At 33.7% G+C, this 13,028-nt stretch carries 12 protein-coding genes; 11 read left to right on the top strand and 1 reads right to left on the bottom strand.

What is annotated here, in order from left to right:
* The first annotated feature begins 97 nt into the window (after nt 1-97).
* Nucleotides 98-478: an STAS/SEC14 domain-containing protein gene (locus AB671_RS11475; protein ID WP_066676108.1), complete on the top strand. Its 381-nt coding sequence runs from the start codon at nt 98-100 to the stop codon at nt 476-478.
* A gap of 42 nt (nt 479-520) precedes the next feature.
* On the opposite strand, the gene AB671_RS11470 is transcribed toward AB671_RS11475, so the two are convergent.
* Nucleotides 521-1,720: an MFS transporter gene (locus AB671_RS11470; protein WP_185114066.1), complete on the bottom strand. Its 1,200-nt coding sequence runs from the start codon at nt 1,718-1,720 to the stop codon at nt 521-523.
* Between the two features lie 170 nt (nt 1,721-1,890).
* Between AB671_RS11470 and AB671_RS11465 the strand changes: the two genes are divergently transcribed.
* The 10 genes from AB671_RS11465 to AB671_RS11420 all read left to right on the top strand — a co-directional run bounded on the left by AB671_RS11465 (nt 1,891) and on the right by AB671_RS11420 (nt 13,026).
* Nucleotides 1,891-2,745: an AraC family transcriptional regulator gene (locus tag AB671_RS11465; RefSeq protein WP_066679733.1), complete on the top strand. Its 855-nt coding sequence runs from the start codon at nt 1,891-1,893 to the stop codon at nt 2,743-2,745.
* Between the two features lie 123 nt (nt 2,746-2,868).
* The gene (locus AB671_RS11460; RefSeq protein WP_066679765.1) at nt 2,869-4,968 is read left to right on the top strand and encodes a M13 family metallopeptidase; all 2,100 of its coding nucleotides are present in this window, start codon (nt 2,869-2,871) and stop codon (nt 4,966-4,968) included.
* A 242-nt stretch (nt 4,969-5,210) separates the two neighbouring features.
* The gene (locus AB671_RS11455; RefSeq protein WP_066679734.1) at nt 5,211-5,657 is read left to right on the top strand and encodes a type VI secretion system contractile sheath small subunit; all 447 of its coding nucleotides are present in this window, start codon (nt 5,211-5,213) and stop codon (nt 5,655-5,657) included.
* A 23-nt stretch (nt 5,658-5,680) separates the two neighbouring features.
* Nucleotides 5,681-7,042 (top strand): DUF5458 family protein, encoded by a 1,362-nt coding sequence (locus tag AB671_RS11450; RefSeq protein ID WP_066679735.1) that lies wholly within the window; start codon nt 5,681-5,683, stop codon nt 7,040-7,042.
* A 78-nt stretch (nt 7,043-7,120) separates the two neighbouring features.
* Nucleotides 7,121-7,594, top strand: coding sequence for a hypothetical protein (locus AB671_RS11445; protein ID WP_066679736.1), 474 nt, complete (start codon nt 7,121-7,123; stop codon nt 7,592-7,594).
* A 33-nt stretch (nt 7,595-7,627) separates the two neighbouring features.
* Nucleotides 7,628-8,674: an A/G-specific adenine glycosylase gene (gene mutY, locus AB671_RS11440; RefSeq protein ID WP_066679737.1), complete on the top strand. Its 1,047-nt coding sequence runs from the start codon at nt 7,628-7,630 to the stop codon at nt 8,672-8,674.
* Between the two features lie 259 nt (nt 8,675-8,933).
* Nucleotides 8,934-9,491 carry a gliding motility lipoprotein GldD gene (gldD, locus tag AB671_RS11435; protein ID WP_066679738.1) on the top strand — a complete coding sequence of 186 codons (558 nt, stop codon included), beginning with the start codon at nt 8,934-8,936 and terminating at the stop codon, nt 9,489-9,491.
* A 75-nt stretch (nt 9,492-9,566) separates the two neighbouring features.
* A complete protein-coding gene (locus AB671_RS11430) occupies nt 9,567-10,490 on the top strand; it encodes a PfkB family carbohydrate kinase (protein WP_066679739.1) in 924 nt (307 codons plus the stop codon).
* An 88-nt stretch (nt 10,491-10,578) separates the two neighbouring features.
* Nucleotides 10,579-11,946 (top strand): peptidylprolyl isomerase, encoded by a 1,368-nt coding sequence (locus tag AB671_RS11425; protein WP_066679740.1) that lies wholly within the window; start codon nt 10,579-10,581, stop codon nt 11,944-11,946.
* A gap of 90 nt (nt 11,947-12,036) precedes the next feature.
* Nucleotides 12,037-13,026 carry an NAD(P)H-dependent flavin oxidoreductase gene (locus AB671_RS11420; protein WP_228391038.1) on the top strand — a complete coding sequence of 330 codons (990 nt, stop codon included), beginning with the start codon at nt 12,037-12,039 and terminating at the stop codon, nt 13,024-13,026.
* The last annotated feature ends 2 nt before the right edge of the window (nt 13,027-13,028 follow it).

The raw sequence follows: 13,028 nt of genomic DNA, 5'->3' as shown, positions 1-13,028 counted from the left end.
AATCTCAGCAATAATTGAGCCTTAAATGTACCTATTCATTAATTATGGTTTAATTATTGATAAAATAAAATCACCAAAACTATTTAAAATATAAATTATGATAACAATACTTAATGATGCTCCGGAAAATGTAGCAGCTTTCAACGCAACTGGTGAAGTAACAAGAGAAGATTTTGAGAACCTAGTGATTCCTTATGTGAAGAGTAAAATAGAACAATTTGATGAATTAAATTACCTCCTTTATTTAGATACTGATTTAAGTAATTTTACAATGGGAGCCTGGCTTCAGGATGCTCTTTTAGGTATAAAAAATATCACCAAATGGAACAGAGCGGCCATTGTAACAGATAAAGAAAGCGTTCAGAATTTTACAGATATTTTTAGTGTTTTGATGCCCGGCGAATTTAAATCTTTTCCGAAAGAAAATCTTTACAACGCTTTATATTGGTGTCAGAACGGTAATGAAGTTCAAAGTTAGTTAACAAAAAAGAGAAGCGATCGCTTCTCTTTTTTAGATTTTTTATTTATCGCAATTCGCAGTTTCTAATTTCAAGTCTTGAGCGATATTATTAGAGCGGTAGAGATACATATAACGCACACTGATGATTAAACCGATCAAAGTCATAAACACTCCAACTAACGAAGGATAATTATATGAGAGCCCGTTTTCTAAAGGAATTCCGCCTAAAAATGCGCCCATTGCATTGGCAATATTAAACGCAGCCTGCATAAATGCTGCAGCCATCATTTCGCTTTTCGGTGCGGCTTTCATCATCATAATATTGATGGGAGCAGCCACAGACATTGATAATGCACCACAAATGAAAGTTAATCCCAAAGAAATATATTGATATTCTGAAAGAAAAAATACACCAGATAAAGAGACCATCATCAAAGCAAGTAATAAAATACAGGTTTTTTCAGGGCTTAATCGGTCAGACAGATATCCTCCAACAAGATTTCCTACTACCATTCCTGCACCTGCAAGAATCATTACATATGCCATACTGCTTTCTGCAATTCCAGAAACGACGGTCATTAATGGAGTGATATAACTAAACCAAGTAAAAAGTCCGCCAAAACCAATAGCTGTGATCGCCAAAACCAGCCAAGCCTGTTTTCTTTTTAGGAATTTAATTTCTTCTTTAAAATGAGTATCCTGATTCGCATCTATTGCAGGAAGCCAAAGTTTTAAAAATAATAAAGCAATCAAACCTATGACTCCAACAATTGCAAAATACCATCTCCAATGGAACATGTGACCAATATAAGTTACCAAAGGAACCATAGCTAAATTCGCAACCGTTAATCCTGTAAACATGAGTGAAATATAAAAAGCTTCTTTCCCCTTTGCGGCCATTCTTGTTGCAACAACGGTTCCAACTCCGAAAAAAGCTCCATGAGGAAGTCCGGATAAGAAACGGATGATCATCATCGTATTGTAATCGGGAGCAATTGCAGATAACGTATTAAATAATGTGAAGATCATCATTAATACGATTAATACTTTTTTAGGTGGAAATTTTACCGAGTATCCTATTAAAAGAGGTGCTCCTACAACAACTCCAAAAGCATACGCAGAGATCAAATGACCTGCTTCCGGAATACTGATTTGTAAACTTCTTGCCAAATCGGGAAGCAATCCCATGATCGTAAACTCTGTTGTTCCTATTCCCAAACCACCAATGGCAAGTGGAATAATTCTTTTATCAATCTGCATTTTAAATTATTTAAAAATAAACCTTATTCACGCAATTATTCATTGCTTCTTTTGAAAGCGCAAATTTCGATAGAAATAATCATTTAAACTTTAACAGAAATGATATAAATTTGCTCTATATTAACTTTTTTATTTTAATTTGAATTAAATATTAATCAAAATAGAACCTAATGAAAATTCAGAAAGAAATTATTCAGTTTGAAGAAGGAAAGTCTTTTAAACTTTTTTCACCTTCATTAAAAGACTGTTTTTTTTGGCATTATCATCCCGAGATCGAGCTTGTTTATGTAGAAGCCTGCAAAGGCATCCGTCATGTTGGGAAAAATATTTCAGATTTTAAAGACAGTGAATTGTTACTGATCGGTTCAAATGTTCCGCATCTTAATTTTGATTATAAAATTCATACCGAATGCAAGCAACTCGTTTTACAAATGAGAGAAAATTTCCTGCAGGAACTTATTTTCCCAATTCCGGAATTCGATAGTATTAAAAATTTGCTCGAACGTTCTTATCTGGGATTATCATTTTCAGGAGAAACTAAAACGATCGTCGTTGAAAAACTACATCAGATCAAAAATGAAAATTCATTTGTCTCTTTTATGGGTTTAATTGAAATTCTGCAAATTTTAGCCCAATCAAATGAAGTCAAAGAATTGAATAATGAAGACACCAGAATAAAATGGTTCTTAAATGATAAGATCAGGATGGGAACTATTTATGATTACATCAATGAAAACTACGACAAAAATCCCAATGTGAATGTTATTGCTGAAATGGTAAATCTGAGTACGCCGGCCTTTTGCAGGTACTTTAAAAAACAAACGAATATGACCTTTACCGATTTTGTGAATAATTACAGGATCAACCAGGCAAAAATGTTGCTGTTACAGAATTTATGCATTACCGAAGTTTGTTTTCAGGTGGGTTTTGAAAGCATTTCTTATTTTAATAAATTATTCAAAAATTATATGGGAGAAACTCCTACAGCTTTTAAGAAGAAACATTTGAGTAAGGTTGAAAATTAATGTTTTTCCCAAGAATTAAACTGATTTTATGCGCACTAATTTTCGAGGGTATTGGGTAACATAAGCATGTCCACCAAAATTCTTATATTTGATAAAACTGTTTTACACATCAAAATTATTTTAATGAAAAAGCTAAATATTACAGTACTTGCATTTTCTGGTATTGTATTCTTAAATTCTTGTGGAACTGCCAAAAATACCACTGCGACCGTAGAAAAAACTCCAACAAGTATCGTTGTTGAGAATTCTTCGCTTACCATCTATCCTGAGAACGGAATTAATTTATCTTATATGGATAAAACGGTTCGTCCGCAGGATGATTTCTTTAGTTATGTAAACGGAAACTGGGTGAAAGAAACTCAGATCCCTTCTGATAAAGCAAGTTGGGGCTCTTTTAATGCATTGAGAGAAAATGTAGATGACGCGTCGCTTGATATTTTAAATAAAATTTTGACCGAGAAATATGCAGAAGGTTCTGAAGATCAAAAAATCCAGAATCTGTATGCATCTTTTATGGATGTTGAAAAGAGAAATGCAGCTGGAATTTCGCCGATAAAATCTGATTTAGCTAAAGTTGATGCGATTAAGAATATTAATGATCTTCAGAAATACCTTTTAGATGCAACAAAACTAAGTGACAATTCATTTTATGGATGGAGAGTAGGTGCAGATATGAAGAATTCTAAAATGAATGCCGTATATCTTGGTGGTCCTGATCTTGGTTTAGGAAGAGATTATTACCAAAAAGTAAACGAAGCCAATACCAAAACATTGGCAGAATATCAAAATTATGTAGCTAAATTGTTTGTTGTTTTAGGGTACAAAAACTCTGATGCTGCTGCAAAAAATGTAGTTGATTTTGAAAAGCAATTAGCTAATTATTTATTGACTTTAGAGCAGAACAGAGATGCCAATTTAAGATATAATCCTAAAAATGTAAATGAGCTTTCTGGCTTGGTGAAAAATGTAAATTTGGCTAAATATCTGAAAGATGCAGGAGTAAATACCGATAAAGTAATCGTTGGTGAGTTGAAATATTACCAGAATATGGATCAGTTTATCAATCAGAAAAACCTACCGTTGTTGAAAGATTATCTGAAATATCATATCATCAATGGGAATGCAAGTAATTTGGGTGACAGTTTAGATAATATTCGTTTCGATTTTTACACTAAATATCTTCAGGGGCAAAAAGAACAGCGTGCGATGGATAAAAGAGGCTTGGCGCTTGTAAACAGTGTTCTAGGTGAAGCTTTTGGTAAACTGTATGTTGACAAATATTTTACTCCGGAATCTAAACAGCAGATGGAAATGTACATTGATTACATTTTAAAATCTTTCAAAAAGCACATCAATGATATGGATTGGATGTCGCCAGAAACCAAAGTGAAAGCTCAGGAAAAATTGTCGAAATTTACAGTGAAAATCGCATATCCTGATCAGTGGAAAGATTATTCTAAATTAAAAGTAGAAGCTCCTTCTCAGGGCGCAACTTTATATTCAAATCTTCAGAATGTTTCGGCTTGGCAATACCAAAAAAGCTTAGAAAAAGTAGGAAAACCTGTAGATAAAACAGAGTGGGGAATGTCTCCACAAACTGTAAATGCTTATTACAGCGGTTCAAATAACGAAATTGTTTTCCCTGCAGCCATTCTTCAGCCTCCTTTCTACAATCCAAAAGCTGATGCAGCGGTAAATTTTGGTGGAATTGGAGCAGTGATTGGTCACGAAATTTCACACGGTTTTGACGACAGTGGTTCAAGATTCGATGGCGATGGAAACTTAAATAACTGGTGGACTGATCAGGATCGTAAGAATTTCGACGCTAAAGTGGGACAATTGGCAGCTCAATACAATGCTTACGAACCGGTAAAAGGAAGTTTTGTAAACGGAAAATTTACAAGCGGTGAAAATATTGGTGATTTAGGGGGAGTAGCGGTTGCTTATGATGCACTTCAAATGTATTTAAAAGATAAAGGAAATGTTGGTTTGATTAGCGGATTTAATCAGGATCAAAGATTTTTCATGAGCTGGGCAACAGTTTGGAGAACTAAATCTACCGATCAGTACATGATGAATCAGGTGAAAACAGATCCGCACTCACCGGGATATTTCAGAGCTTTCGGTCCTTTGGTAAATCAGGATTCTTTTATGAAAGCATTCGATATTAAGCCGGGAGATAAGCTCTATAAAGCTCCGGGTGAAAGAATTAAAATATGGTAATTTTACTATAATAATTTACTGTTAAAAACGCATCATTTTGGTGCGTTTTTTTATTTGTTATTCATAGACTAGTGAGACCAAAAAGCATTAATAATCATTTAATTATCACCTGTAAATTGAATTATTTTAAAAAAAACTTCACAAAATTTTGTATGTTATAGTTTTTTTATAAATTTAAGCAATGGATTGGTCAAAAATTTGCTAATCCAAACCAAAATCAACAATCTCAAAATAATAATAATATGGCAATGTTTAATTATGGTGTTGGCGGAAACGAAGTCAAGGTCGACGCTAATGAAGCTATTCAAGAAATCCAGGAGAACAAATCTCTTATCGTAAGCCAGCTTACAACAGACGAATCTTATGTTCCCGAAATTGTTACAGGATTAAAAACCGTAGATGATGTTTTCAGACACTTTCAACCTTCTGTTGCTGTACAGCACGAAACAGAAGAAGGAACTGTGGTAGAAGAAGAATTCCGTTTTCAGAATCTTGGAGACTTTACTCCCAAAAATCTTGTTCAGAAATCAGATTACCTTCAGCAGCTCAGCTTGGAGCAGGAGCAGTACAATAAAATCGTACGTCAGCTGAAAACCAATAAGATTCTTCGCAATATGTTGGAAAATGAGCAGTCTAGAGCTGCTTTTATTGAAGCATTGAAAGATGTTGCACAAGAACTTGAAAAATAATCTTAAGTACCTACACAAATATTATGGATAGTAAATTACAGGCTGCAGAGGGCCAACAACATAATCAACAGCAGCAGGCTGGAAGACCAAAAGGAAATCCGCTTGAAGAATTAAATAAAATTGGAGGATTTGGCTTTATAGAATCTGTCGTAGACGGAATCGCCAATATGAACCCCACCAGAAAGGCAAGAAAAGAGATCTTCATGAATGATGGGAACAAGTCTGATGAAAGGAAAGAACTCTTACAAAAGATTAATCTCTGGGTAGAGCTTTTAAACAGCAACGATTCTGCTGAAAAAATGGCAGATACCTGCAAAAATAAAGCACAACAGGCAGATCAGAATTTGAAGGTAAATCTTAAAAATTCTCTTGATGCTATTCGTCAACTTGAAACTTCCTACAGAACGGTTGCTCAGTTCTATAAAAATACAGAATTAGACAAAGTAGACAATGTAAGTATTGTCAATGCAACTTTGGAGCAGGTTTCAGACTTAGATAATCCGATATTTATTGATGCTATTTCTGATGAATTTAAAAGCTATTATGACCGTTTAGATTTAAGAGATAACTATTCTATTCTGGCAATTCCAGGATATTTAGGTTCTAATAAAGTTGTAGAAAAATGGGCAAAAATCTGTAACGAAAACAAAGTAATGATGGTTACCGATTTTGCCAATCTAGATAAACCGGATGATGTAGTAGATTTATTCCACTCAGCAAATCTTACAGGGGGTGAATTGCACAGAAGTAATGTAATCATGACGTGTAACTGGCTAGTTGGTCGTGGCAGAGCAGAAGAGGTAGGTGAAGAAGAGAATGTAGAACTTCCACCTTCAACTTCATTGGCCGGAAAAATTCATAAAACTTTAATGTCACAAGTCGCTGCAGGTAAAAAGCATGGTAATATCAACGAAGTAGATGCTGTGAAATTTGAATTGAAGAAAAGTGAAATTTCTCAGTTAGAAAAAATGGGATTAGTTCCTATGGTCAATGAATATGGCAAAATCATGGCATTCTCTGCAAAAACATTGTTTACAGGAGATAACATCGGTCTTCAAACATATTCTGTAGTTCGTGTATTCGATTATGTAACTAAAGTTTTATTGGATTTCTTAAACCGAAGAGCCTTTGAAAACTGGAACGCAAAAAATGAAGACGATTTGAGAAGACAGATTGTAAGTTTCTTAGACGGCATCAAAGGAGCAGATAAATTGATTGAAAAATTTAAAATTGTACGTTTTGAACAAGATAAGGTAAACAAAGACAGAGTTTGGCTAGATATCAGACTGACTCCTTATTTCCCTACAAAAAGTTTTGTGATCAAGCTTGATGGCCATAAAGGTGACGATGGTAACGAGTGGGATGCAGAATATATCCAGGATTAATTTCCCCAATATTTAATATAGAAACCGGTGCGTCAAAAACATCGGTTTTTTATTTCTAATTATTTTAAAAACGGTGTAATGAAAAATTTTACGTTTTACATTTTGTTAGCTTTTCTGCTGTTCTCAGTTTTAAGTTGCGAAAAAGAGTATCAACGACCCCGAAAATATGAAATTGATCTTTTCAAAAACGAAAAAAGGGATACCGCTCAAGCTTATGTAATGTCTGAAGACGAAGCTTACGGAATTAGTGATATGGTTGTGGCAAGCTCGGATATTTCTGTATCCGACAGTTCTTCCGGGCGTGGTAAAGCATTTTACATTTATAGCATCAATTCCGGAGATCTATTATTCAGCAAAAGAGATTCTATGATTCCGTATCCGTTTCAGTTTCTTTCTACTCAAAGATTAGATCTTAAAAAAGAAAAAAATGATTCGGTTTATGTTTTTTTAGAAAAGCTTAAAGGCTATAGATTTATTGCAGAGATGAAACAGATCAAATATCAATGGCTAAAAGGTGCGCCTGTTTATCTTCTTGATAACGAAAAAAAATAGTTTTATCTTTGTCTCATTAAATGAATTGGTTTTTTGGAAAAGAATAAAAGAAACTCAGACTTTCTTCACATCGGGAATAAGCTGTTGAAGTGGTATGATAAAAATGCGAGAGATTTACCGTTCAGAAAAACCAAAAATCCTTATAAGATTTGGATTTGCGAGATTGTTTTTCAGCAAACCAGAATTGCTCAGGGTTTAAATCATTACAATAATTTTATTAAAAGATTTCCCGACGTTAAAACTTTGGCAGAATCTCCTGAAGATGAGGTTTTATTGTATTGGAAAGGTTTAGGATATTATTCTCGTGCCATTAATATTCACAAAGCTTCACAACAAATTATTAATGATTATAAAGGAATTTTTCCTTCTGATTACGATGAAATTTTAAAGCTAAAAGGAATAGGTAAATATACTGCTGCTGCAGTTTCCAGTATTTGTTTTGGTGGAAAAATGCCTGCAGTTGACGGGAATTTCTACCGAGTTTTAAGTAGAATTTTTGCTGATGATTTTGATATTTCCAATTCGAGAGCTTTCAATTATTTTTCAGAATTATCAGCTTTGATTATGCCTGAAAATGTAGGTGATTTTAATCAGGCGATGATGGATCTGGGTTCGGAGATCTGTAAACCTAAAAATCCTTTGTGTAATGATTGTCCTGTAAATGATGACTGCCTTGCTTTTTCATTAAATAAAATTTCAGAATTTCCTGTTAAAACCAAGAAAGTAAAAGCACAGGATTTAGATTTAAAATATTATTTCGTTCACAGAAACGGACAGTTTTTAATTCAGCAAAGAAAAGACGATTTTATCTGGAAGAAATTATTTGAATTTCCACCAATAATTTCAGATTATTTAAAACCGTTTATTAAAAGTGTAAAAACGGTTAATCATAAACTTACTCACAAAAATTTAAGCATAGAAATTTTTAATGTTGAGGTTGATTCTGAAACAGTTTGGGAAAGTTTTATTGCTCAAAACAATTATATTGTAACCGATGTTGAAGGTTCTCACGAAAGGTCATTTCCAAAACCTTTGGAAAATTATATTCAAAACTACGATATAGCATATAAAATTCTATAATTAAAACATTATCTATTAATTTAAAAAAGAGATTCTTCCCTATGCTTTGCTTCGTTCAGAATGACAAAAATACCTACTTCATTAACTTTGTTGTCTTTGCTAAGTGAAACGCCTTTGTGAACGAAAAATATGCAGTAAGTGATGAAAAAAAAAACTTTGCGGACTTTGCGTTAAAAAATCTTTTCCAACAAATTTCAAAACTCATTGAAATGCTGAAATTTGTCTCCCAAAATCTAAATCTAATTTGTATTTTTGCAAAATGATTAAAAAAGTCATTTTTATTTTTGTTTCGATGTTGATCATTTCGTGCGGAAAAGAGAGTACTCCAAAACCTTACGGCGAGTTGAGATTAGAATATCCGGCACCAAAGTATCATAAATTCGAGCCTAATTGTCTGTATTCTTTTGAAGCTTCAGATTATGCCAAAATTTATGATGCAAAGAAACCTTGTTGGTATTATCTGAACTATCCGAAAATGAAGGCGAAGATTTTCCTTACGTATTATCCTATCAACAATGATTTTGCGCAACAGATTATGGAAACCGAAAAAATGGTTTACAAACATACTGTCAAAGCAAGTTCTATCGATACAAAATCGTTTGAATATCCTGAGAAAAGAGTCTACGGAAATTTTTATGAGCTGAAAGGTCAGGCTGCATCCAATTTGCAGTTTTATGCGACCGACAGTACAAAACATTTCGTAACAGGATATTTATACTTCAATTCCAGACCAAAACCAGATTCTTTAGCTCCTGCAATTGATTACATCAAAAAAGATATGATGCATTTGCTGGATACTTTTGAATGGAAAAAATAAGCTTTAAAAATATATAAAAATACATATGACATCGGTAGATAGCATATGACAATTAAAAATAAATAAAAAATACATATGAAACTTTTAGTCGTAGGAAGCGTGGCATTTGATGCAATTGAGACGCCGTTTGGGAAAACAGATAAAATTTTAGGTGGAGCAGCTACTTATATCGGGATTACTTCTTCTATTTTAGGAGTAAAATCTGGAATTGTATCTGTTGTTGGAGGAGATTTCCCACAGGAATATCTTGATATGTTTACCAACAGAGAAGTAAACATCGAAGGATTAGAAATTGTAAAAGAAGGAAAAACGTTTTTCTGGTCTGGTAAATACCACAATGACCTAAATACTAGAGATACTTTAGCGACTGAAGTAAATGTTTTGGAGAATTTTGATCCAAAAATTCCAGCTTCTATGCAAGATGCTGAGATTTTACTATTAGGAAATCTTCACCCTGGAGTTCAGCTTTCGGTTCTTGAAAAAATGAATACACGTCCTAAATTGGTTATTTTAGATACGATGAATTTCTGGATGGATTCTGCTATGGATATTTTGAAAGATATGATTGCTAAAACTGACGTGATCAGCATCAACGATGAGGAAGCAAGACAGCTTTCAGGAGAATACTCTTTAGTAAAAGCAGCTAAGAAGATTCATACAATGGGACCTGATTACGTAATTATCAAAAAAGGAGAGCATGGTGCTTTATTGTTCCATGATAATAAAGTATTCGCAATTCCTGCACTTCCTTTGGAAGATGTTTTTGATCCGACTGGTGCCGGAGATACTTTCGCAGGTGGTTTTGCAGCATATCTTGCTAAAAAAGGTAAATTCGATTTCGAAACAATGAAGTCTGCATTGATCGTAGGTTCTGCAATGGCATCTTTCACGGTAGAAAAATTCGGAACAGAAAGAATTGAAGAAGTTAATGAAGCTGATATTTCTAGCAGATTGGAGCAATTTAAAGAATTGACAACTTTTAACGTCGAATTACAGTAAATCATCTCTTTTTAAGAAATATTTATAATAAAAAATTGAGTGCAATTCATTAAGAATTCTAAATTTGCAACTTGTTTAAAATAGTATAATGACAAATAAACTAAAAATCACTTTCCTTTTAGGAGTTTTCGCGATGTTATTCTCAGGAAACATCAATGCTCAGCTAAAGAAAGGGCAGTTGGTAGACGGTATTGCGGCAGTAATTGGTGATGAAATCGTTTTGGAATCTGATGTAGAAGAGCAGATGAATTACGGAAAACAGCAGGGTGCTTCAACGACTGATAGATGTGAGTTTTTGGAAAACTTAATTAATAATAAACTTTTGGTGTACGAAGCTAAAAGAGATACATTGATTGAAAACCGTTCTGCAGCGATTAAAGAAACAGTAAATGCAAAATATAACCAGTTTTTAGGTCAGTTTCCTGATGAAAAGACGATGCTTGCTGCTTACAAGTTCAGAAATCAGTATGAGATGAAAAATGCCATCGAAAAAATTGATACTGATCAATATTACGGGCAGGCAAAATATCAAAGAATTACAGAGAAAGCTGATGTTACTCCTAATGAAGTAACCGATTTTTTCAATTTGTATAAGTCTCAGCTTCCTGAAATCAAAGATGAGGTTTCCCTTTCTCAAATCATGATGTATCCTAAGCTTACTGAAGCTCATAAAGATGAATTGATTAATAAGCTTAAAAAAATAAAGGCTGATATTGTAGCTGGTGAAAGCTTTGAAAGCCAGGCAAGAATTTACTCTGAAGATACAGGAACAGCTCCGAATGGAGGTTTGATGAAAAATATCTTTAAAGGACAAATGGTAAAGCCTTTCGAAGCTGCAGCATTAAATCTACAGGAAGGTGAAATTTCAGACCCTGTGGAATCTGAATTTGGATATCACATTATTCAGTTGGTGAAAAAGTCGGGTAAAGCGTATGATGCGAGACATATTCTTTTAATGGCTACGCCTACAGATGCGGAAATTACGACTGCAAAACAAAAATTAGACAGTATCAGAGGTTTGGTTTTAGCTGAAAAATTGAGTTTTAAAGATGCCGCATTTAAGTTTTCAGATGATAAAAAAACTAAATTCAATGCGGGTGTTATTACTGGTCAAGATGGTTCTAGTAAAATGGAAAGAGAAAGTATTCCGGGAGTGATCAGTTATGAACTTGCTGGTCTTAATAAAAATGATATTACCACTGCTTTTGATGATGAAGACGAAAGAAAAAGAAAAGTAGTAAAGATTATTAAAATTGAAGATGTTATTCCTGCTCACCAGATTACTCTAGAAACTGATTACGACAGAATCAAGCAGATGGCTCTTAATAAGAAAAAAAGTGAAATGATTGAAAAGTTTGTCAATTCAAAACTTCCAACCACATTTATTTCTATTGACGGTCGATATGACTCTTGTGATTTTAAAGGGAACTGGAAAAAAGAATCTTTAAAAAAATAATAAAAAAACCTTCAGAACTTTCTGAAGGTTTTTTTATGAAAATAATTCACAGATGTAGCATAGAATCTGCGTTTTTAGTATTTTTACCTTATGAGTAATTTTATAGATTTCAATTCCGCTAAAAAGCTTCATGAAATGAACGAAAATAAAAACAGAGTCAAAGAACTTTTTAATATTAAATATCCCATAATTCAGGCTGGTATGATTTGGCATTCAGGCTGGAAGTTGGCTTCGGCAGTTTCAAATTGTGGTGGTTTGGGTTTGATTGGTTCAGCAAGCATGTATCCCGACATTTTAAGAGAAAATATTCAGAAATGTAAGAAAGCTACCGATAAACCTTTTGGTGTAAATGTCGCTTTGCTTTACCCAAATTTAGAAGAAATCATCAATATTATTCTGGAAGAAGGTGTGAAAATAGTCTTTACTTCAGCAGGAAGTCCTAAAACTTATACCGAAACTCTTCAAAAAGAAGGTTTAAAAGTTGCACATGTAGTTTCTTCAACCAAATTTGCTGTTAAATGTGAAGAAGCAGGAGTGGATGCGATTGTTGCAGAAGGTTTTGAAGCTGGTGGTCACAACGGAAGAGATGAAACCACTACTTTTTGCTTAATCCCTAATGTGAGAAAACATATTTCTAAACCATTAATTGCTGCAGGAGGAATTGCTTTGGGTTCTCAGATGAAAGCAGCAATGATTTTAGGAGCAGACGGAGTACAGATTGGAAGCCGTTTTGCAGCAACACAAGAAGCAAGTGCTCACGAAAACTGGAAAAAGAAAATTACAGAACTGAATGAAGGTGATACACTTCTTACTTTAAAAGAATTGGCACCTGTAAGAATGGTTAAAAATAAATTCTTCAACGAACTTGAAGAAATATATAATGTAGGAAGAAATGCTGAAGCTTTGGTCGCTTCTTTAGGCAGAGCAAGAGCAAAAAAAGGAATGTTTGAAGGTGATATGGAAGAAGGTGAACTGGAAATCGGTCAGGTTTCTGCTTTAATTGACGAAGTTCTTCCTGTGGAAACTGTTTTTGCGAATCTTTTAAAAGAATTTAATGAAACAAAAAACCCGAGCTTATAAAT

Origin of the sequence: Chryseobacterium sp. BGARF1 (assembly GCF_001677955.1) — a bacterium.
GTDB lineage: Bacteria > Bacteroidota > Bacteroidia > Flavobacteriales > Weeksellaceae > Chryseobacterium.
The sequence above is the reverse complement of the archived record's forward strand: the minus strand, read 5'-3'. Positions and strand labels throughout refer to the sequence as shown.